Source organism: Paenarthrobacter sp. YAF11_1 (assembly GCF_052113445.1).
Lineage (GTDB): Bacteria > Actinomycetota > Actinomycetes > Actinomycetales > Micrococcaceae > Arthrobacter.
In genome coordinates this window covers 425,452-446,796 of sequence record NZ_JBFRDF010000003.1, presented here as the reverse complement: position 1 = coordinate 446,796, position 21,345 = coordinate 425,452, and the positions used below count along the sequence as shown (strand labels likewise).

General features: G+C 62.8%; 18 protein-coding genes and 3 tRNA genes. 6 read left to right on the top strand and 15 right to left on the bottom strand.

Annotated features, from left to right (window positions below):
- Positions 1-7 precede the first annotated feature (7 nt).
- From pyrH to rpsB, 3 genes are all read right to left on the bottom strand, one after another.
- A complete protein-coding gene (gene pyrH, locus AB4Y77_RS07445; protein ID WP_231342155.1) occupies positions 8-745 on the bottom strand; it encodes a UMP kinase in 738 nt (245 codons plus the stop codon).
- Between the two features lie 120 nt (positions 746-865).
- A complete protein-coding gene (gene tsf / locus AB4Y77_RS07440; RefSeq protein WP_442013441.1) occupies positions 866-1,702 on the bottom strand; it encodes a translation elongation factor Ts in 837 nt (278 codons plus the stop codon).
- Between the two features lie 120 nt (positions 1,703-1,822).
- Complete coding sequence (gene rpsB / locus AB4Y77_RS07435; RefSeq protein WP_311215206.1) at positions 1,823-2,725, bottom strand: 30S ribosomal protein S2; 903 nt, start codon at positions 2,723-2,725, stop codon at positions 1,823-1,825.
- Positions 2,726-3,132: 407 nt separating this feature from the next.
- Here rpsB and AB4Y77_RS07430 point away from each other — a divergent pair, with 407 nt between their 5' ends.
- Positions 3,133-3,642 (top strand): M23 family metallopeptidase, encoded by a 510-nt coding sequence (locus AB4Y77_RS07430; RefSeq protein ID WP_442013440.1) that lies wholly within the window; start codon positions 3,133-3,135, stop codon positions 3,640-3,642.
- Positions 3,643-3,683: 41 nt separating this feature from the next.
- On the opposite strand, the gene AB4Y77_RS07425 is transcribed toward AB4Y77_RS07430, so the two are convergent.
- From AB4Y77_RS07425 to AB4Y77_RS07400, 6 genes are all read right to left on the bottom strand, one after another.
- Positions 3,684-4,874, bottom strand: a complete 1,191-nt coding sequence (locus AB4Y77_RS07425; protein WP_442013439.1) for an acyl-CoA dehydrogenase family protein — start codon at positions 4,872-4,874, stop codon at positions 3,684-3,686.
- 43 nt (positions 4,875-4,917) lie between these two features.
- A tRNA-Ile gene (locus tag AB4Y77_RS07420) sits at positions 4,918-4,991 on the bottom strand.
- A gap of 84 nt (positions 4,992-5,075) precedes the next feature.
- Positions 5,076-6,272 carry a glycosyltransferase gene (locus tag AB4Y77_RS07415; RefSeq protein ID WP_442013438.1) on the bottom strand — a complete coding sequence of 399 codons (1,197 nt, stop codon included), beginning with the start codon at positions 6,270-6,272 and terminating at the stop codon, positions 5,076-5,078.
- A 109-nt stretch (positions 6,273-6,381) separates the two neighbouring features.
- The gene (locus AB4Y77_RS07410) at positions 6,382-7,287 is read right to left on the bottom strand and encodes a DMT family transporter (protein WP_311215199.1); all 906 of its coding nucleotides are present in this window, start codon (positions 7,285-7,287) and stop codon (positions 6,382-6,384) included.
- Entirely contained in the window at positions 7,287-7,910 is a 624-nt protein-coding gene (locus tag AB4Y77_RS07405; RefSeq protein ID WP_442013437.1) for a CDP-alcohol phosphatidyltransferase family protein, read from the bottom strand. The genes AB4Y77_RS07410 and AB4Y77_RS07405 overlap by 1 nt, the downstream gene beginning before the upstream one ends.
- Before the next feature lie 47 nt (positions 7,911-7,957).
- Positions 7,958-8,806, bottom strand: coding sequence for a phage holin family protein (locus AB4Y77_RS07400; RefSeq protein WP_311215197.1), 849 nt, complete (start codon positions 8,804-8,806; stop codon positions 7,958-7,960).
- 174 nt (positions 8,807-8,980) lie between these two features.
- Here AB4Y77_RS07400 and AB4Y77_RS07395 point away from each other — a divergent pair, with 174 nt between their 5' ends.
- The 5 genes from AB4Y77_RS07395 to AB4Y77_RS07375 all read left to right on the top strand — a co-directional run bounded on the left by AB4Y77_RS07395 (position 8,981) and on the right by AB4Y77_RS07375 (position 14,796).
- Positions 8,981-10,210 (top strand): multidrug effflux MFS transporter, encoded by a 1,230-nt coding sequence (locus AB4Y77_RS07395; RefSeq protein WP_311215196.1) that lies wholly within the window; start codon positions 8,981-8,983, stop codon positions 10,208-10,210.
- A gap of 23 nt (positions 10,211-10,233) precedes the next feature.
- A complete protein-coding gene (locus AB4Y77_RS07390) occupies positions 10,234-10,413 on the top strand; it encodes a glycine zipper domain-containing protein (protein ID WP_089594322.1) in 180 nt (59 codons plus the stop codon).
- A 126-nt stretch (positions 10,414-10,539) separates the two neighbouring features.
- Positions 10,540-13,038 carry a bifunctional lysylphosphatidylglycerol flippase/synthetase MprF gene (locus AB4Y77_RS07385; protein ID WP_311215195.1) on the top strand — a complete coding sequence of 833 codons (2,499 nt, stop codon included), beginning with the start codon at positions 10,540-10,542 and terminating at the stop codon, positions 13,036-13,038.
- A 22-nt stretch (positions 13,039-13,060) separates the two neighbouring features.
- Positions 13,061-14,344 carry an alpha/beta hydrolase gene (locus AB4Y77_RS07380; protein ID WP_442013436.1) on the top strand — a complete coding sequence of 428 codons (1,284 nt, stop codon included), beginning with the start codon at positions 13,061-13,063 and terminating at the stop codon, positions 14,342-14,344.
- A 44-nt stretch (positions 14,345-14,388) separates the two neighbouring features.
- Positions 14,389-14,796 (top strand): hypothetical protein, encoded by a 408-nt coding sequence (locus AB4Y77_RS07375; protein ID WP_089594319.1) that lies wholly within the window; start codon positions 14,389-14,391, stop codon positions 14,794-14,796.
- Between the two features lie 48 nt (positions 14,797-14,844).
- Here the strand turns inward: AB4Y77_RS07375 and AB4Y77_RS07370 are convergent.
- The 6 genes from AB4Y77_RS07370 to AB4Y77_RS07345 form a co-directional block, all read right to left on the bottom strand.
- Positions 14,845-14,917, bottom strand: a tRNA-Asn gene (locus tag AB4Y77_RS07370).
- Positions 14,918-15,033: 116 nt separating this feature from the next.
- Positions 15,034-15,106: transfer RNA gene (locus tag AB4Y77_RS07365), tRNA-Asn, on the bottom strand.
- Between the two features lie 53 nt (positions 15,107-15,159).
- The gene (gene dnaG / locus AB4Y77_RS07360; protein WP_311214368.1) at positions 15,160-17,049 is read right to left on the bottom strand and encodes a DNA primase; all 1,890 of its coding nucleotides are present in this window, start codon (positions 17,047-17,049) and stop codon (positions 15,160-15,162) included.
- A gap of 59 nt (positions 17,050-17,108) precedes the next feature.
- Positions 17,109-18,425: a deoxyguanosinetriphosphate triphosphohydrolase gene (locus tag AB4Y77_RS07355; RefSeq protein ID WP_442013435.1), complete on the bottom strand. Its 1,317-nt coding sequence runs from the start codon at positions 18,423-18,425 to the stop codon at positions 17,109-17,111.
- Between the two features lie 64 nt (positions 18,426-18,489).
- Positions 18,490-19,671, bottom strand: a complete 1,182-nt coding sequence (gene dusB / locus AB4Y77_RS07350) for a tRNA dihydrouridine synthase DusB (protein ID WP_311214366.1) — start codon at positions 19,669-19,671, stop codon at positions 18,490-18,492.
- Between the two features lie 114 nt (positions 19,672-19,785).
- A complete protein-coding gene (locus AB4Y77_RS07345; protein WP_442013434.1) occupies positions 19,786-21,294 on the bottom strand; it encodes a YibE/F family protein in 1,509 nt (502 codons plus the stop codon).
- Positions 21,295-21,345: the final 51 nt, after the last annotated feature.

Here is a 21,345-nt window from a genome sequence, read left to right as displayed (position 1 = left end):
GCCCTTGCTAGGGAGTAACCAGGGTTCCCAGCGTTTCGCCGAGGATGGCACGGGTAACGTTGCCCTCGCCTTCCATCCCGAAGACCACCATGGACAGTTTGTTGTCCTTGCACATGGTCATGGCTGTCTGGTCCATGACGCGGATGTCCCGGCGCAGTGCGTCGTCATAGCTGAGGACATCCAGCTTCTCGGCAGCGGGGTCTTTCTTGGGATCAGCGGTGTACACGCCATCCACGCCGCTCTTGGCCATGAGGACCACGTCGGCATGGACTTCGAGGGCACGCTGGGCCGCCACGGTATCAGTAGAGAAATAGGGCAGTCCGGCGCCTGCACCGAAGATGACAACGCGGCCCTTCTCCATGTGGCGGATGGCCCGGCGGGGAATGTAAGCCTCGGCAACCTGGCCCATGGTGATGGCGCTCTGGACACGGGTTTCAACGCCTGCCTGCTCCAGGAAGTCCTGCAGGGCCAGGCAGTTCATGACCGTGCCGAGCATGCCCATGTAGTCGGCGCGGGAGCGGTCCATGCCGCTCTGGGAAAGTTCTGCGCCGCGGAAGAAGTTACCGCCGCCTACGACGATGGCTACCTCGACGTCGGAGACTGCTGCCGCGATCTGCTTGGCGATGGCCCGGACGGTTTCGGGATCGACGCCGAGCTTGCCTCCGCCGATGACCTCGCCGGAAAGTTTCAGAAGTACACGTCGGCGGGTCTTCTCGGGCTGGATTGCAGTGTTGACGGTTTCCATGGTGCCTCCCGTTGGTGGACTCTGGCTAGATTATCGTGCTGTGGGTCCGCGCAGGTACTACCCGGACGGGTGCATGAAAAAGGGGCGGCCACCGAAGTGACCACCCCTTTTCATGAATTACTAGTTTCCTACGCGGAAACGGGTTACTGCGGTTGCCTTGACGCCGGCTTCTTCGAGGACCTGTGCAACAGTCTTCTTGGAATCCTTGGCGAATGCCTGGTCAACCAGAACTTCACCCTTGAAGAAGCCCGTCACGCGGCCTTCCACGATCTTCGAAAGAGCAGCTTCGGGCTTGCCTTCAGCCTTGGCCGTCTCTTCGGCGATGCGGCGCTCGGACTCGACCAATTCGGCCGGAACGTCGTCACGGGTCAGGTAGTTCGGAGCCATGGCTGCAACGTGGACAGCGATGTCGTGAGCGGCGGTGGCAGCGGCTTCGCCTTCACCGTCAACAGCGAACAGGACGCCTACCTGGGCCGGGAGGTCCTTGGACGTCTTGTGCAGGTAAGCGTCAACCGTGGTTCCCTCAACGCGGGAGATACGGCGGACAACAACCTTTTCGCCGAGGACAGCGCCCTCTTCGACAACAACCTCGGACAACGGCTTGCCGTCAACCTCGGTGGCCAGCAGGGTCTCGAGGTCGGCTGCGCCGGACTCGACTGCAACGCTGAGGACCTTGTCAGCCAACTGGATGAACTTGTCAGCCTTGGCAACGAAGTCAGTTTCGCAGTTGACCTCGATCATTACGCCAACGCCGCCGTTGACCTTGGCAGCAACCAGGCCTTCAGCAGTCGAACGGCCTTCGCGCTTGGTAGCGCCCTTAAGGCCCTTGATGCGGATGATCTCGATGGCCTTCTCGGCGTCACCGTTGGCTTCGTCAAGAGCCTTCTTGACGTCCATCATGCCGGCGCCGGTGCGCTCGCGCAGGGCCTTGATGTCAGCAGCAGTGTAGTTCGCCATGTGAACCCCTCTGTCTAGAATTTGTGTGTTTACGGACTGACAGGACAGCCGCCCACCGTGTGAGCCGCCATCCTGTCAGTTGCCCCCGATGCTGTTTCCGGCATCAGGGAAGGTCCAGATTTACTTGGCTGCTTCGGCTTCGCCGGCTGCAGCTTCAGTTGCTTCGGGAGCCTCAGCTGCGGGAGCTTCTGCGGCCGGAGCCTCAGTTGCGGGAGCTTCTGCGGCCGGAGCCTCGGTTGCCGCTGCTTCTTCGGCCTTGCTGCCTTCGAGGAGCTCGCGCTCCCACTCAGCCAGCGGCTCTTCCGGAGCCTCGGTGGTGCCCGTTGCGCGCTGGTTACGGGCGATGAGGCCCTCAGCTACGGCGTCGGCAACAACGCGGGTCAGCAGGTTGACGGAGCGGATGGCGTCGTCGTTACCCGGGATCGGGAAGTCGACTTCGTCGGGATCGCAGTTGGTGTCCAGGATGGCAACAACCGGGATGTTCAGCTTCTTGGCTTCGTCAACAGCAAGGTGTTCCTTCTTGGTGTCAACAACCCAGAGAACCGAGGGAGCCTTGGTCAGGTTGCGGATACCACCGAGGTTGGACTCAAGCTTGGTGAGTTCGCGCTTGAGGAGCAGGAGCTCCTTCTTGGTGTAAGCCGAGCCTGCGACGTCGTCGAAGTTGATCTCTTCGAGTTCCTTCATGCGCTGGATACGCTTGGCGACGGTCTGGAAGTTGGTGAGCATACCGCCCAACCAACGCTGGTTGACGTACGGCTGGCCAACACGGGTAGCCTGCTCGGCAATTGCTTCCTGAGCCTGCTTCTTGGTGCCGACGAACAGGACGGTGCCGCCGTGGGCGACAGTAGCCTTGACGAACTCGTAGGCGCGGTCGATGTAGGACAGCGACTGCTGGAGGTCAATGATGTAGATGCCGTTGCGCTCCGTGAAGATGAAGCGCTTCATCTTCGGGTTCCAACGACGGGTCTGGTGTCCAAAGTGGACGCCGCTGTCAAGCAGCTGGCGCATAGTTACGACGGGCATGCCGACGCTCCTTCCGGCAGGTCATTCATGAGAGAGCCCATGGGGCTGCTCTTACCCTGCCAATAGTTGACGGTTGTTTAGCCTTTGCCCGGATGGGCGTGGCTCCTGGCATCCATTGCACTTCTCATCCGGGGTGAAGCCAAAGGCTCGTCCGGACCGCAAGAGGCACAATCCTCCGCAGCCTGAAGCCACGTGGCTTCGCTGGTGGAGGGCTGGATACGCGTAGTCAGCCTGGGACCCTCACATATCTGAATGAGACATGCTCCTGAACTAGCCTGAGGGCACAGCAAACTGCTCCACCAAGTGTACTACAGCGACCCCACCTGTTTGACCGCCACCGCAGCCGGTTGTCCACATACGAAAGACCGGGGATCGACCCACCGCCGCCTCCCCGGGAGGCTTGGTCCATGACCCCTGTGAAGTCCTTGATGACCCTGCTGGTTACCTTGGTGATGGCCGCGGGCGCAGTCGGCCCATCCGGGCCGGCTGCGCCGGACCAGGCCTCCCCCCGGTGGAGCTGGCCGCTCTCCCCCAAACCTGACGTGCTCCGGATCTTCGATCCGCCGGACAAACCGTGGCTGAGCGGCCACCGCGGCGTAGATCTGGGACCAGTGTCCGACGACGGAAAGGTCACCGCACCCTCGGACGGCGTGGTGGCCTTTGCCGGCGTCGTAGTTGATCGTCCGGTACTGACCATCGATCACGGCGATGGACTCAAGAGCAGCTTCGAACCCGTGACCACCGGATTGAATACCGGAGATGTTGTCCGCAAGGGCCAGGTCATTGGGACCTTGGAACCCGGACATTGCGGCGTCACCACTTGCCTGCATTGGGGTGTCCGCCGGGGAGAGGACTATCTCAACCCGCTGGGCTTCGTGGCGGACTTGCGCCCGTCCATCCTGCTCCCGCTCTCCTGATTCCCCACCCGCCGGGGACACCGCCCTTGTTTGCAGACCTCCTAAACGATGGCCGAAACGCCCGTGATGGCCCGGCCGGTGACCAGGGTGTTGATCTCGTGCGTGCCCTCGTAGGAGTAAATGGCCTCGGCGTCGGAGAAGATCTTGGCCATCCCGTAGTCCGTGACGATCCCATTGCCGCCCAGGATGTTGCGCCCCAGGGCGACGCTCTCACGCATGCGCGCGGTGGTGAACGCCTTGGCCAAGGCTGACTGCTCATCCTTGGCGACACCGGCATCTTCGAGTTGGGCCAGACGGACCATCATGCCCATGGAAGCAACGGTGTTCCCGAGGATCTGGACCAGTTGGTTCTGCACCAACTGGAACGCAGCCAGCGGCCGGCCGAACTGCTGACGCTCCACGGCGTAGCTCCGGGCGACATCGAAAGCTGCCATTTGAAGCCCGACAGCCTGCCATGCGACCGCCAAACGCGTGACCTTGAGGACCTTGTTGGTGTCCCGGAAGCTGTTGCCGTTGGCAAGTTTGAAGAAGTCCGGCACCACCACGTTGTCCAGGGTGATGTCCGCGTTCTGGACCGTACGAAGGGAGATCTTGTTTTCGATCTTGCTGGCAGAGAAGCCGGGCAGTGTGGTGTCCACCAGGAACGCCTTCACCTGGTTGTCCGCCACATCCTTGGCGTAGATGACTACCCAGTCGGAGAAGGTAGCGTTGCCGATCCACCGCTTGGCGCCGTTGAGAATCCAGGTGTCGCCGTCGCGCTTTGCCGTGGTCCGGGTGCCGCCGGCAACATCCGAGCCGCCCAACGGTTCGGTGAGGCCGAAAGCTCCGATCTTCTTCAGCGAGTAGATGTCCGGGAGCCAGGCGTCCTTCTGCTCCTGGGAAGCGAGGGCTTCAATGGAGCCGGTAAACAAGCCATCGTGGACGCCCATGAAGGTAGCAATGGAGGCATCCGCCCGGGTCACCTCCGCATGGAGCATTCCGGCGAACAGATTGGAGTACCCCTGGCGGCGGACGGGGCTCACAAGGTCCAGTTCGCCGAGCTTGGGAATAAGGTCCATGGGGAACTCGCCACGGTTCCAGCAATCCACCGCAATGGGCTTGACCTCGCGGGCAAGGAATTCCCGGACCTCAGCCAATCGGTCCTGCTCTTTTCCTGTCAGCATCTGCTCGAAGGCGTAGAAGTCGCCGTCGGCATACGGAAGGGTAGTGGCGTCGAATGCAGCGTTGGACATGTTCGCAATCATGGATTGTCGGCCACGGCTCTTACGTGAAATGTAGGGCTACTCGGACTTGAACCGAGGACCTTAGGATTATGAGTCCCGCGCTCTAACCAGCTGAGCTATAGCCCCGTGATGCCCGGGAGAGCCACCGCAAAGCAGCAGTTCCGGGCAAAGCACTCCAGCAATTCTAATAGGTGCCGGGGAGTGCTTTTGTCACACCACCATGTCCTCGTAAGAGGCCCCGCGGTAGAGGTCCTCGAACGTCTGGAGAGTGCCGTTAATACTGTGGGGCTCCACCATCTCGCGGCTCAGCTTGCCCATGGCTTCCAGCTCGTGCTGGGGAAGCTCCACCAGCTTGGTGATCTTGGCCGCCAGTTCATCGCTGTTGTTCGGCGTGAAGAGATACCCGTTCTCACCATCCCGGACCAGATGCGGCAGGGCCATGGCGTTGGCCAGCAGCACCGGAGTGGAAGCAGACATGGCTTCCAGTGTCACCAATGACTGGAGCTCGGCTGTGCCGGGCATGCAGAATATGTCGGCCTTGATGTAGGCCTCGCGCAAATCTTCGTCGCTGGCGAGTCCCAGGAACCTGACCCTGTCCCCCAGCCCCAGCTTCGCTACCTGCGCCTCAAGGGCGGGACGGACTTCGCCGCCCCCAACAATCTCCAAGTGCACGTTCAACGCCGGGGACGTCTTGGCCACGGCGTCGATCAGGACGTTGACATGCTTTTCCTCGGCCAGACGTCCGGCAAACAGCACCGTGGGGTTGGCGTGCGGTTCAATGGTTTCACCGGGCTGCAGTTCGTAAGCCGAGGAGTCAATGCCGTTGGAGAGCGGCAGCACTTTACGCAAAAACGCGTGCTGGTGCATTGCCTTGGCAGCGAGCGGCGTGGGCGTCGTGACCACATCGGCCTGGCTCATGACCTTCCCCATATCCTTCCAGGAGATGCGGCCAACGATGTCCTTGAACCACTGCGGGAACGGCAGGAAGGGATTCAGGTTTTCCGGCATGAAGTGGTTGGTGGCCACAACCCGGATGCCACGCTTCACGGCCTCGTACAGGACGTGCTCGCCAATCATGTAATGGCTTTGGATGTGGACGACGTCCGGCTGGACTTTGTCGAACAGCAGGCTGATTTCCTTCTTGATCTCCCAAGGGAAGCAAATGCGGAAGTACTCATGGGTGAAAACGCCGTGGGAACGGAGACGGTGAACCGTGGCTTCGTCGCGGAACTCCGTGAAGCTCTTGCCCGTGTCCGGACGGCAGGCCAACACGTGGACGTTGTGCCCACGTGCCGTCATTCCCTTGGCCAGGCGGTAGCCAAACTGCGCGGCACCGTTGACATGCGGTGGATAAGTATCCGCGGCAATCAAAAGAGTGAGGGGCTTGGTGGTGTCGGGAATGGTCACGTGGAGAACTCCTGATGTTCACGGTGCGGACAGCACTGCTTGTGGCAATACTGCGGTGTCGCCGGGTTGCCGGTCCGCGTACAGCGGCGGCGCAAGGTCAAGCGCTGCCCTAGGCCTTCTTGTTGGCAGCCGCCTTCGCGTCCTTCTTGCGTTTGGTGACTTCCGGATGGTGCCGGCTCAGGGCAATAACCCCCACGATAGCAAGGGTAGCGGCCACAGCCATGGCGATGGCCATCACGGCGTGGACATCGGGACGAAGTTCACCAAGGATCACAATGCCGATGGCGATGCCCACCATGGGGTCGATCACGGTCAGTCCGGCGATGACAAGGTCCGGTGGTCCACCTGAGTAGGCACTCTGCACAAACCAGGATCCCAATCCCCCGGCGGCCACGATGGCTATGAGGGTGTACCACTGGACGTTGAGCAGGAACAACCCGTTGGGATCCAGCAGATGCTTGCCGATGATGCGGGTCAGGACGGCAACAAACCCGAACAGGACACCAGCGCCCAGGATGTAGACGAAGGCACTCATGCGGTGTTTGAACAGGACGGCCAAGGTTCCGAAGATCCCCACGGCCAGAGCCAGCAGGAGAACAATGGTCAGTTCGTCCTCACTGGTGACGTGATGGTTTTCCTGTGTGACGAAGACTGCCAGCAACACGAACAGCGCCGAACCCGTGACACACGCGCTGATGGCCACCACAGTTGCACGGTTGATGCTCAGGCCTTGGTCCTTGGCGTTGACCACGGTGGTGATCACCAACGCAATGGCACCAATGGGCTGCACTACGGTGAGCGGAGCAGACACCAGGGCGATGGCGTTCATCACCATACCGAGGGCAAGGAACAACAGCCCGAGCATCCAGCGGGGATTCCGCAGCAGCCTCAGGAATCCGTTGGAGCTCAGGGCCAGGCCCCCGGTATCGGCTTTGACTGCGCTGCCCTGCCGTTGGGCGCCTATTGCGAGGAAGAAGGCACCAAGTACCGCAAGGAAAACCGCCAGCCAGACCATCAGCCGTGTCCGCCGTCGTCGTTTTTCAGTTCTTTACCCTTACGCAAGATGGCCCAGAAATAGTTGTAGGCCGCAATCCAGTGTCCGAGGAGCCCGAAGCCAAGGAACGTCCAAGCGGCAACGAAGTAGACCTCAGTGAAAGGGATGGGCAATTTGGAGAGGACAAGCAGCGGGGTGCCGAGCAGCAACAGCGCTGTGCGGATTTTCCCAATGATGCTCACGGGAAGGTCCGGGTGGCTGCGGAAGTAGATCAGGGAAGCAATGGCCAGGATGGCGTCCGGAACCAACAGCGCGGCCAGGTACCACCACTGCACGACGCCGGCAATCGCCAACGTGAAGGCTACGGCCAGCAGCGCGGCCCGGTCGGCCATGGGGTCCAGGATGCGGCCCAGCTTGGAGGTCTGGTCGAAGCGTCTGGCGATGTAGCCATCAACCCAGTCGGTGCTGCCCATGATCACAAGCACCAGGACCGCGAAGCCATACTCCTGCTCCGACAAAACGAGCCACACGAACAGCGGAACCCCCATGAAGCGGAGGACCGTGAGGATATTGGGGACGGTGAAGATGAGGTCGTGGTCAACCTGCGGCCGGTCAGGGTGTGAACCAGCACCGATCAATTTCACGCGTGTCCCCCTTCCTCGTTGTCATTGTTGGTGCCGCGGATGGCTGCCTACTTTTTCAGCAGCTTCCGCAGGGCAACAACGAAGACTACGGCAGCAGTGGCAAACGCTGCGAGGTCCTTCCACCGGGCGGCGAGCCGTTCAGTGAGGCTTTCGGGGACGGAGTCTCCGAGGTCGGCAAACTTCGCCGCAGCGAACTGCTTTCCCTCTTGGAACTTTCCGCCGGCGCTGTCCAGCAGGGCCTGCCCCTGCTTCTTGACGTCCAGCTGCTCGCCGAGTTCGTCGCGGACCCCGGTCAGGTGTTCGCGGCGCTTCTTCAGGCGCGAGCGAAGCTCCGCTTCCGTGGGTGCCTTGACTGCGTCCGATTCCTTGGCAGCTTCCTTCGCAGCCTTCTCTGCCTTGGCTTTCTCCGCCGCAGCTTCCTTCTCTGCCTTGGCCGCTTTGGCAGCGGGCGAGTTGGGATCGAGGATGGACTCATCAAAAGCTGAGCCCTCCTTGGCGATTCCAAGATCGTGCTTGATACCCCGGATGGTGTCCTCGGGTACCAGGGGCATGGCCTTCTTGAACTTGGCGATTCCAATCAGGGATGCAATGGCCACAATGACCAGGAAGAACGCTGCGACGATCAGCGCCGCGAGCCATCCCGGCATGATGGTGGCCAGTCCCAAAATGGCGGCAACAACGAGGGCGATCACCAACAGCGCAAGGAACACAAGGGCAACGCCAAAGAAGGCACCGGCAATCCCAACCTGGGTGGCCTTGCGTTTGAGTTCCACCTTGGCCAAGGCAATTTCGTCGTTGATTTGCCGTGGGGCCAACCGTGCAACGAGCTTGAGGGTCCTCGGCAAAGTACGAATGGCTGGTCCTTGACTGGTCCGGCCGGTGTGACGTCCACTCATGGGTTCCGCCTAACTGCTTTCCTCTGGGCATCGTATGGGGCGAACGCGGACTGAAATCTCTCACCGCAGACACCTGTTCACAAAGCTATCATTCAGGCTCCTGCTGAACTTTCGGGACCACACCGCGGCGCGCCCGTCATACGCCCAATAAATATGATCCGGGCCATAGGATAGATGATCGTGACCTCTCCCATTGCTCCGGGCGACTCCCTGAGCCGACGCGAAAAACTTGTCTATATTCTCCTGCTGGGTGCACTGACTGCGCTGGGTCCTTTCACGATCGACCTTTACCTCCCGGCGTTCCCGGCGCTGGAGGAGAGTTTCGACGTTTCTGCTGCCGCCATCCAGCTCACCCTGACGGGAACCACCGTAGGCTTCGGGCTCGGCCAACTGGTGGTAGGTCCGTTCAGCGACAAAGTGGGGCGCCGGCTCCCCCTGATCCTTGCCACCGCCGTCCATATCGGTTCATCGCTCGGGGCAGCGCTGGCAACAGACATCGGGATGCTGTCCCTGTTCCGTGTCCTCATGGGCATCGGCGCAGCTGGCGGTGGCGTAGTGGCCATGGCCATGGTCAGGGACCTCTTCCACGGCTACTCCATGGTCCGGATGTTCTCGAGGATGTCACTGGTCAACGGGCTGGCCCCCATCCTTGCCCCTGTCATCGGATCGCAGTTGCTGCTGGCCTTCCCGTGGCCCGGAATCTTCTACTTCCTGGCCGCTTACGGCTTGTTGGTGATCCTTGCCTCCATCTTCTTCATCCGGGAGACGCTGCCCGCAGACCAGCGCGGCAAATCCACCATCACCGTGGGACAGCGCTATAAATCGGTCCTGACGGACCGGATCTTCGTGGGCATGGTGCTGGTGGGAAGCCTGAACTTCGGTGGTTTGTTCGCCTATCTTTCTGCGTCCACTTTCCTGTTCCAAAACGTCTACGGATTCTCGCCGCAGGAATACGGGCTCCTGTTCGGCATCAACTCACTGGGCATTGTTGCGGGCGTTCAAATCAGTTCACGCCTGATCAGGCGGGTGGCCCCGCAGTGGATCGTGGCCGGGGCAACATTGTTCATGCTGTTCACTGCCCTCGTCATCGTGGTGCTTGACCTCTTGCACGTCGGCCTCTGGGGCATCCTCATTCCGTTGTGGTTCTATATCTGCGCCACCGGGTTCATGTTCCCCTGTGTCCAGGTCCTGTCCCTCGCCAACCACGGCGCCCAGGCAGGCACGGCAGCGTCCCTCCTGGGGGCATCCCAGTTCATGATGGCCGGAATTGTCCCGCCGGTCGTGGGTTGGCTGGGCGTCAGTTCGGCTGTTCCCATGGGCTCGGTTATGGCGGTCTGCATTACCGGGGCCATCGCCGCACTCTGGCTGGTGGTCCGGCCCCGCACCGTTCCCTCCATCCATTAGGAACCCACCCGTAGGCTGAGACCATGACCAAGAAACCGCACCGCAACGGCAGGGGCCTCTTCCTCGGCGCCCTGCTTGGCGCCACTGCCGGCGCGCTCATTGGCCGCGCCGCAGGAAGTGCCCTGTTCGGAGCGATTCTGGGTGCCGTTATTGGCGCCGCCGTCCTCTACCGGGTGAACCCAGGTCCCTGGAAACGGGACTAGGACTACCGCACAAAACGCGACCCGCCGCCGTCGGGACTGCCCAGCCTCTCCCGTTACAGCGTCCCGCAAGGCAGAATGGTGGCCAGCCGGGGTAACCGGTGCCGGACCGGTGCAAGGGGACATCACATGAGCGCGGCTGTTGATTTGCGGGGCGGTGTCCGCGGCTTGGCAACAGTTCGCCGGCTGCCCCTGACACTGGGCCTGGCAGGGCTGCTGTGGGTCCTGGGCGCTGCGACAGGGAGCCTGCTGAATGGACCCAGCGAGGCGTTGCTGGACCAAATGGGCCTGGGGCTGGCAGTGGAGCCAGGGCCATGGTGGTCAATTTTCACGTCGGCGTTCTTTGCGTCTTCCCTGCTCGACTACCTTGCCTGCGCGGCCGCGATCCTGGTGGGCGTGGGAATCGCCGAGCGTGTCATGGGCCCGTGGCTGGCGCTTGCAGCGTTCGTGGCGGGTTCGGCCCTCAGCGCCCTGGTTCTGGTGGCGCTGGTTGCGTTCGGAACCGACGCCAGCGATCAGTGGCTCAGCTTCCTGGGCGGCGAATACGTTGTTGGCGCCTACGGCGGCGCAGCTGCCGCGCTGGGATGCGCGACGGCGGCACTGGACGCCCTCTGGCGCCGTCGGCTGAGGACGTGGCTGCTGGCCGCGACCCTGATGTTTGCCCTGTTCGTAGGAGTGGCCCAAACCCTTCAGGCGCTGGCCGGAGCCGTGATGGGCATCCTGGCCGGCTGGGCCGTCCAGTCCCTGATGCTCCGCCGCAGGGCAGGATCACTGCATTCTTCGACTCTCCGTGAGACGCGCTTTCTGGTGGGCACGGTGGTGGGCGTCTTCGCGGTGGGACCTTTGCTCACGCAACTCACCGGCACGTGGGAAATAGGCCCCCTGTCCGTGGTCTCGGACGTCATGCTCCAAGCCAGCCCCGACGCCGATGAAGTCAAGGAGGCCTGCAACAACGACACCAACTGCGTCACTTTGCAGGGCATCGTAGGCGTCCAAAGCTTCGGCGCAGCAATCCTTACATTGATTCCGGTCCTCCTGCTGCTTGTTTGCGCTGAGGGACTCCGCCGCGGCCGCCGGCTCGCCTACCGCCTGACACTGGTGATCCAGGCGTACCTCGCAGCAGTGACAGTCCTGTCCATCGTCCAATACATCACTGATCCGGACGTCACTCTGGGCGATGACGATTTCGGCTACCTCCTGCTCTATGCGGTTCCGGCTGTCCTCGCACCGGTGATCATCGTGGCCCTGCTGTTGGCCAACCGCCACAAGTTCCGGGTGGAATCCAGCGACGCCGGATACAGGGTCCTGGGCAGGACCTCACTGATCCTGGCCGTCGCTGCGATAGTTCTCTATGTGGCGTTCTGGTTCGTCGAAGGCAATCCGGGGCGCTCCACTTTGTGGGACCTTGCCGGGCAGTTGACGCACATCCTGGTTCCCTTTCCCGTTCCGTTTGTGGTGGCCCTCCCACAAGGCCTGCTGAGCACCGTGGTGTACGGGCTGGGTGGGGACATCATCTGGCTCTGCATCCTGGTGCTGGTCTTGAACAACTTCCGGCGGTTCAGGATGCTTGCCACAGATCCCGCAGCGGATCTGGGGCACACCCGGGAGCTGCTCCATGACGGCGGCGGCACGCTGTCCTGGATGGCCTTGTGGGACAACAACCAGTACTGGTTCACACCGGACCGGAAGGCCGGCGTTGCGTATCAAGTGCACAACGGCGTGGCCTTGACGGTTGCGGGTCCTTTCGGCGCTGAAGAGCACCATGCGGAAGCAGCCACGGGGTTCCTGAAGCACTGCGCCGGCCTGGGACTCACCCCGTGCTTCTACTCAGCCACCGCAGAACTGGACGGCCCGCTCCTCCCCCGCGGGTTCCGCAAATTGGAAGTGGCGGAAGAAACCCTTCTCAACGTCCAGGCCATGACGTTCAAGGGCAAGGAATGGCAGAACGTGCGCACCGCCCTGAACCGCGCAGAGAAGTTGTCCATCAAGGACCACTGGTATCCCTACCAGGAGATGCCACCGGGAGTCAGGGCTCAACTGGCAGAGATCTCCGAAGAGTGGGTAGCGGACAAAGCCCTGCCGGAAATGGGATTCACCTTGGGAGGCCTGAATGAGCTGAAGGATCCCGAGGTACTCTGCTGCGTGGCCCTGGACGACGAGGGCTTGGTCCATGGAGTCACCAGTTGGCTGCCCGTGTTCCGCAACGGCGTCATCTCGGGATGGACCCTGGACTTCATGCGGCGGCGGACCACCGGTTTCAAGGGCGTCATGGAATTCCTTATCGCCTCGGCCGTCACCCACTTCAAGGAAGAAGTCCCCCAGATCTCCCTGTCCGGCTCGCCGCTGGCCAATGCCGGGGCTGACACCGCGGAGGGCGACCGGAGCTCCCTGGACCGCGTCCTGGCGCTGCTCGGCAATGCTTTGGAGCCCATGTACGGCTTCAAGTCCCTGGCAGCGTTCAAGTCGCGGTTCCAACCCGAGCACCGCACCCTGTATATGTACTACCAGGACCCCTTGGCATTGCCATCCATTGGGATCGCGGTGGGCTCCGCCTACCTGCCGGGCCTGTCCCCCGCGCAAAGCGCAGGCCTCCTGCGGCAAATGGTCGCCAGGGAGCCCGCAGCATGAGCAGCGGGCGGAGTTCCTAGCCGTGGACGACCTCCTGAAACTTGAGATCAGCGGCCCCGTGGTCATGACGGTCGCCGCGGTGATCGGCGTCGTGTTCTTCCTGGTACTTTTCCTCAGGCCGTCGGCCCGGTGGGCGCTGACCGCGATCATTGCCATTGTGGCCGCTGCGCTGCTGGGATGGCTGACTGTGTGGATCGTTGAGGACGTCATGGACGTCTTCCACGTGGGACTGACGCCGCGCGTATGGTTCTGGGCTGTCTCCTGCTTCGCTGCGCTTGGACTGGCCGTGGTCAGCTTCCGCCACAGCCGTGCGTGGCGGAAAGTGGTGGCTGCGGTCGCCATCCCTGTTTTTCTCCTGGTCGCGGCGCTGGGCATCAATACCGAGTTCGGGCTGAACAAGACTCTGGGCTCGGCCCTGGGGATATCCACTGAGGGCGCCATCCAGTTGAACAAGCCCAACCCGGACGCGTCCATACCGGCAGGACCCCTCTGGCAAAGCTGGAAACCCCCGGCCACCATGCCGTCCAAGGGCAAGGTGGGCACGCAGGTGATACCGGCAACGGCGTCCGGCTTTGACGCCCGGCCCGCCGGCATCTACCTGCCTCCGGCAGCCCTGACGGACAATCCACCCCGGTTGCCCCTGTTCGTCCTCATGATGGGTCAACCCGGGCTTCCCGACCCCCAGTATGTCTCGGCAGCACTGGATGAATTCGCGGCGAAGAACAACGGGCTGGCGCCGATTGCGATCGTGGCTGACCAGATCGGCCCGGGTGAGAACGACAACCTCTGTTTGGACACCGCCAAGTACGGCAACGTGGAGAAGTACATCAACGAAGATGTAGTGAACTGGGCCAAAGCCAATCTCTCCATCCTCCCTGACCGGGAGCATTGGACCATCGCCGGTTACTCCAACGGCGGCCAGTGCGCCATCTCCTTCGCCGTCAAGTACCCGAAGATGTGGGGCAACGTGGTGGACATCTCCGGCGAAGAGTTCCCGGGAGCCGAAGACCCCGCAGGCAACCTCGCAACCATCTTCGGCGGCAACCAGGCGGACTACGACGCCCAGAAGCCCATCAACATCATGAAGGGCAAGCAATTCCCTGATACGACGGCCGTTTTCACTGTCGGCTCCGACGACGTGACGTACGTGGCCGCCGCGAAAGCAGTCTCCGCCGCCGCACGGTCGGCAGGCATGACAGTGACCTATTACGAGGTTCCCAACGGCGGCCACGTGGGACTGGCCCTCAACGCGGGCCTGACCAAAGGTTTCGAGGTGCTTTACCCCCGGCTGGGACTTTCCCGCTAGGGCTTCCCCTGTTGCGCGCCCCGCCCCGGCGATAAAGTTGGGGTGTGCCACATTGGCAAGAGCTGCAGCCGCTTCCGGCACCGTGGCAGCGTCGGGATGAACGCATCCTGCCGCTGTGGTGGGACCGTCTGTGCTCGGTGACCAGCCCACAGTCGGCTGCCCTCTACGCTGCAGGCCTCTTCACGGACGACCGCCGCCGACCCATCGCCCAGTGGTACAACCCCGAGGCGGACGCCGCACTGCTGGTTGCGCCGGAGACCTCCCCTGAGTGGCCGGTCCAGCGATTCGGAATCTTCTACGCCCCGCCCGGTGGCGGCTTCACCCGCGTCTACTCAGCCCCTCACGAGTGGCATCCGCGCGACCCCAGGACCCCGCCCACTGAGCAGGACTCGTTCCTGGCAGCTGTGGCCGAGGCCGCCCGTTTCCTGCAAGTGGAGATGGATTTCGTCTAGGAAAAGATGAACCCCGCACCGGCGTGATGCCGATGCGGGGTTCTGATGCTCCTCCGACTGGACTTGAACCAGTAACCCTTCGATTAACAGTCGAATGCTCTGCCAATTGAGCTACGGAGGAATGAAGCGGTTATGACTTTAGCAAAGGTTCTACCGGAATGCGAAATCGACTCCGGATACCCCTCGGGGGTATAAAAATACCCCCGTTCCGAAAGCTCGGAACGGGGGTATTGTACGCTCCTCCGACTGGACTTGAACCAGTAACCCTTCGATTAACAGTCGAATGCTCTGCCAATTGAGCTACGGAGGAATGAAGCGGTTACTAGCTTAACAGGGGCCCGCCGGAAAACGAAATCGAGGTTCTCAGCCGTCCGATCGCAAAGATCGGCGCTCCATTTCCAGCAACATCAACTCACGGTTCAACCGCTGGAATTCCTCCGGATTGGCTCCTGCATCCAGGCGTTGCAGCTGGCCCATCTTGTCTGCTTTGATACGGGTGATCTGCAGCTCGAAGAGACGGGCCAGGATGTCGCGGCAGTACCGCTGCATGGCCTCCGGTGTACTGGCGGGCAAGGGCGTCACGGCCAACTCGGACACCAAGGGCCGCAAAGGCTCGGGAACTTCCTGGCGCACTTGCTCCACCCACGCCACCGGATCAGCCGCATGGGCAAGTCCGGCAGCCCGCACGGCCGTGTGAACCGCCGCATACGCGGGGGTGGCGAAGTGCGAGGCCTCGAAACGCTCCCATGCTCCCCCGCCCAGCACCCCCGGTTCCTGGAGGACAACCTCCAGCGCCTGACGTTCCATACCGGCGATGGGATCCCTGGGATCGGGCCGTTGAAAGACAGGACTGTTCGACGGCGGTGCTGCCGCGGCCGATTGCCCGCCTGGGCCGGCCGGAGCTGAGGCGCTGCCGCCGGATGCTGCGCGCTTGGCGGCCGCCCCGACGTAGCTGCTGACTTCTTCGATGGGCATCCCCAGCCAGCCGGCCAGGTTGCGCGTGTAGCCGGGCCTCGTGGCGGAATCCCTGATCTGGGCCACCACGGGGGCAGCTTCGCGCAGTGCCGCCACGCGGCCTTCCACCGTGTCCAGGTTGTGCCGCCGAAGCGTAGCCCGGATGGCGAACTCAAAGAGCGGCTTCCGGGTACCGATCAGATCGCGCACAGCGGCGTCGCCCTTGAGCTGGCGAAGATCGCAAGGATCCGCGCCGGAAGGTTCCACGGCGACGTAGGTCTGGGCCGTGAATCGCTGGTCCTCCTCGAAGGCCCTCAGGGCGGCCTTCTGTCCTGCGGCGTCTCCGTCGAAGGTGAAGATAACCTCGCCGCCGCTGCCATCGTCCGAAAGGAGCCTCCGGGCTACCTTGATGTGTTCGGTGCCGAACGCAGTACCGCAGGTGGCTACCGCCGTCGTGACTCCTGCGAGGTGGCAGGCCATGACGTCCGTGTACCCTTCCACCACCACCAGTTGCCGTTCCTTGGCGATGTTCCGTTTGGCGATGTCGATCCCGTAGAGGACCTGGGACTTTTTGTAGAGCGTGGTTTCCGGGGTGTTCAGGTACTTGGGGCCCTGATCGTCCTCGTAGAGCTTGCGGGCGCCGAATCCGATGGTGTCCCCCGCGATGTCGCGGATGGGCCAGATGAGCCTTCCCCGGAAGCGGTCGTAGATGCCCCGGTTTCCTTCGGAGAACATCCCTGTGAGTTTCAACTCAGCATCCGTGAACCCGCGTCCGCGGAGGTGCTTCAGCAATGCGTCCCATCCTTGGGGCGCATATCCCACGCCAAAATGCTCGGCAGCGGCGCGGTCGAAACCGCGGCCATCGAGGAAATTGCGCCCTTCGGCCGCGCCGGGGGTCAGCAGCTGGGCGCGGAAGAACTCGTCGGCGATCTTGTGGGCGTCCAACAAACGCTGGCGCTTGCCCACTTCCTCGCGGCTGGGACCGGTGCCGCCGTCCTCGTAACGCAGCTCGTAGCCGATCCTGGCGGCCAGCTTCTCAACAGCCTCGTGGAAGGAGCTGTGGTCCATCTTCTGGACGAAGGAGATGGCATCACCGTCCTCGCCGCAGCCGAAGCAGTGGTACCGGCCCACCTGCGGGCGAACAGTGAAGGAGGGCGAGCGTTCGTCGTGGAAGGGGCACAGGCCCTTGAAACTGCCCAGCCCGGCGCCCTTGAGCGTGACGTAACCGTCAACGACTTCCTTGATATCCGTGCGCTGGCGTACTTCGTCGATATCTTCACGTTTGATCAGGCCAGCCACGTCACCATCCTAGTCGCTTGCCCCCGGAGTCCCCGCCGTTAACGTCAGCGGCTGCAGAGTTACCAGAGTGACGGAAGGCTGCCCACGAGGCGTTCGTACACGGCCAGTGCGGAGACGTCCGTCAGCGATGCGACCTGGTCAATCACCACACGCAACCGGGCACCGTCGTCGGCGGCGTCACGCCAATCCGCGGCGAACATCGGCTCCAGGTGGCGGTCGCCGGAGGCGTTCAAGACACCCACGAGCGCGTGCAGCACTTCGCGCTGGCGTTCGTAAACGGGCTGGCGGTGGTCGGTGGAGATGACAAACGTGGTGGCCAAGCCCTTGAGCACCGCGATTTCAGTGACGGTGTCCTCGGGAACCATGAGCTCTGCGTCATAGCGGGTCAGGTTGGCCGGGCCAAAGTGCGCCCGCGTGGTTTCCATGGCGCTGTGGCAGAACCGGCCGATCAACTGGCTGGTCATATCCTTCAGGGCGGCCATCGACTTCCGGCTGCCATCGGCCTCGCGGACCCAGACCGTGGTGGCCTCCAGCCGGGCCAGGGCGGCATCGATTTCGGCGGGGTCGTTGTGCGGCAGGTACCACTGCTTGGTGTAGCCCACCACACGTGCCCGGTGGTCCGGGTTTTCCATCCACTTGAGCTGGAAATGGCCTGCGACGATCGCGTCCTCGACGTCGTGGACCGAGTACGAAATGTCGTCTGCGAGGTCCATCACCTGGGCCTCGATGCAGGAGCGGTTCCCAGGGGCGCCCTCGCGCAGCCATTCGAAAACCGGAAGATCGTCCTCGTAGGCGCCGAACTTGCTGGTGCGTTGGCCATGGATGACGGGAGCGTCGACGGCGGACCACGGGTATTTGGACGCGGCGTCGAGGCTGGCGCGGGTCAGGTTGAGCCCTGCCGGCCTGCCGTCCTCGGCGAGAACCTTCGGTTCAAGCCGGGTCAGCAGCCTCAGTGTCTGGGCGTTGCCTTCAAAGCCGCCGATGGTGTGGGCAACCTCATTCAGCGCGGACTCGCCGTTGTGGCCGAAGGGCGGGTGGCCGAGGTCGTGGCTCAGGCACGCGGTGTCCACCACGTCCGGATCGCAGCCAAGGGAACGACCCAGCTCACGGCCCACCTGGGCCACTTCCAGGCTGTGGGTCAGCCTGGTTCGGACAAAGTCATCCGTGTCCGGGGCAACGACCTGTGTTTTTGCACCGAGCCTGCGCAGGGCCGAGGAGTGCAGGACCCTGGCGCGGTCCCGTTCAAAATCGGAGCGATAGTTGCTCTTGCGCGGCTCTTCAACCCACCGCGCGGAATCTGCCTCGGCGTAACCGGGGATGGCCAGCACAAAATCGTGGGCCGTACCGTCGTGGCCAAGTATCGCTTCGGTTCCCATGGGTATCTGCCTCCTTCAAGCGCCGGGGTGTGGAGCTTCTTGAGTCAGTCTTACACGTGTGAGGCTAGCCGCCCGAAACGTCCAGCTCCGCAGCCGAGATATCCGCGCTCTGTTCAGCGTTCAGCTGACGGCTCACCAGCCAGTCTTTCGGCAACGCCGGCTTCTTGGGCGAACCCGCACGACCCCTGGGACCTTCTGAATCGACACCCGGGTAAGGCGAGTCCATGTCCAGTTCTTCTAGGTATTCGCGCAGCACCTCAAGGGTGGGGACCGTAGCCAGTTTGGCGCGAAGCTCGCCGCCCACCACGTAGCCCTTGAAATACCAGGCCATGTGTTTGCGGATTTCGCGGAGCGCCTTGTATTCGTCATTGCCGAAGGTCTCCACCATGAGCTCGGCGTGCCGGTAAACCCCTTCAGCCACTTCACGGAGTCCGGGGCGGTGCCGCTGGTCGCTGCCTTCGAAGGCTGCCTGGAGGTCACCGAACAGCCAGGGGCGGCCCTGGCAGCCGCGGCCAACCACCACGCCATCCACCCCGGTCTCCCGCACCATGCGGACGGCATCCTCGGCGGACCAGATATCTCCGTTGCCCAGCACCGGGATATCCGGAAGCGCTTCGCGGAGACGGGCGATGGCAGACCAGTCGGCCTGCCCGGAATAGAACTGTGCGGCCGTGCGTCCATGGAGGGCGACGGCGGCCACGCCTGCGTCGCGGGCGATGCGGCCGGCGTCGAGGTACGTCAGGTGGTCCTCGTCGATGCCCTTGCGCATCTTGATGGTCAGCGGGATACCGCCCTTGGACGCTTCCTTGACCGCCGTCTGCACGATGGACGTGAAGAGGTCGATCTTCCACGGGAGCGCCGAGCCGCCACCGCGCCGGGTGACTTTGGGCACGGGGCAGCCGAAGTTCAGGTCGATGTGATCCGCGCGGTCCTCTTCGACGAGCATCCGCACTGCGGCACCCACCGTCACCGGATCCACACCGTAGAGCTGCACGGAACGGACTTTCTCGTCCTCATCGTGGGAGATGATGCGCAACGATTCCGGCGTCCGTTCCACCAGGGCACGGGAAGTGACCATCTCGGCCACGTACATGCCGCCACCGTATTCACGGCAGAGCCTGCGGAAGGCCGAGTTGGTGATGCCCGCCATGGGGGCGAGGATTACCGGGGTGTCCACGGTAATCCCGCCGAGCTTCAAGGGCGGGAGCTCGAGCTTTGGTGCGGGGGGCGTTGCTACAACAGTCACCCATCCATTGTTGCAAATATGGGCAAATCGGCGGACAGCCCGCCCCGAACCCTGCCTTGTTCGCCCAGGTGTGCGCAGTACGACGGGCCTGACGAACAGGAGCCGGGCTGGGTGCTACGTAGCGTCGTCGCTCGTATCTCCGCGCCGCTCCGCTTCCCGCTGGGCGCGGCGGCTCCCCGGACGCGCAGGCTGGCCGGGAGCGTCAAGGCTTGGACCGGCGTCGTGAGGGTCCTGCGTCTTTTGCTTGTCCTGGCGAGCGGAACCCACGACGGCGGCGGCTGCTGCCAGCGCGCCGGTATCGTTCAGCTCGTCGGCAGTCACTGACGGCCCGTCCGCGTTGGCGAGGCGCTTCATGCCGGTGGCTTTGACCACCAGGACGGCAATCAGCGTGGTGACGGGGATGGCCAGAACCAGACCGATGGATCCCACCAGGGTCCGGATGACTTCCTCGGACAATTCGGCGCTGGTCAGTGCTTCGTCCAGCGGGCGGTCGTACAGCATCACGATGATGAGGATCGGCAGGGCGGCGCCGGCGTAGGCAAAAGCGATGGTGTACACCGTGGAGGCGATGTGGTCCCGACCGATTCTCATGGCCGAGGTGAACAGCTTGCGGGCCGTGGTGTTGGGCGCCAGTTCATACAGTTCCCACACGGCAGATGACTGGGTGATGGTGACGTCGTTGAGCACGCCAAGGCCGGAAATGATGAGGCCGCAAAGGATGATCCCGGAGATCGAGATCTGGGGTGACATGTTCACCAGCGTGGAGGCATCGTGGTTTCCCACGCCGGCCAGGTTGGCGGCGTCGGTAGCCCAAGCCGCCAAAAGTGCGGTAATGCTGAGCCCAAAAATGGTGCCCAGCAATGCTGTGGATGTTCGCGCCGAGAATCCGTGCGCGAAGTACAGGACCCCGATCATGATCACCGTGGACCCCACCAACGCCAGCAGCAGCGGTGGTTTGCCCTCCACCAAGCCCGGCAGGATGAAGCTCACCAGGACGAAGTAGGCGCCCACCAGGCCAAGCAACGCCCGGAAGCCACGCCAGCGGGCCACAGCAATGACCACCGCTGCGTACAAGACAGCCAGGATGGCGATAGGGATGCTTCGGACGAAGTCTACGAAGACGTAGGCCGGAGCCCCGCTGCCCGCACTGGCGCCTTGGGCTGCGGAGAGGTTCAGGTACCTGATGGAATCCCCCACGTCCACACCATGGGACATGGCAACGTCAGGGTTGATGACCACCTTGACCACGTCTCCACCCTTGTCCGGCTCGGTGAATGCGAAGGTGCACTGCGAACCGCCGGCCTGCCCACCTTGGTTGGGATCGGTTTGGCCGGTGTTGGGCTGCCCAGTGTCCGTTTGGCCGGTTTGCGTGCAGCTTTCCACCACCACGCTCTGGATTTTCCCGGTATCGAAAGTAACGCCCGGGGCAGCCTGGTACGGGCTCGAGAACGTGATTCCCTCCCGGCTTCCGGAAGGCCACATGACCATCATGGCCACGAGCGTCAGGACGCCCAACGGAACCAGTATGGCCGCCAGAATCCAGTTGGCCCTTTTCCGCGAGGCAAGGGCCTGCGGCGTTGGCTCGGAACTTTCAGAATGTCCGTGGGAGTGACCGTGGCCCATCAGCAGCAAAACCTCATGCCCTTAACCCTACGCGGGACCAGGCCCACCGCA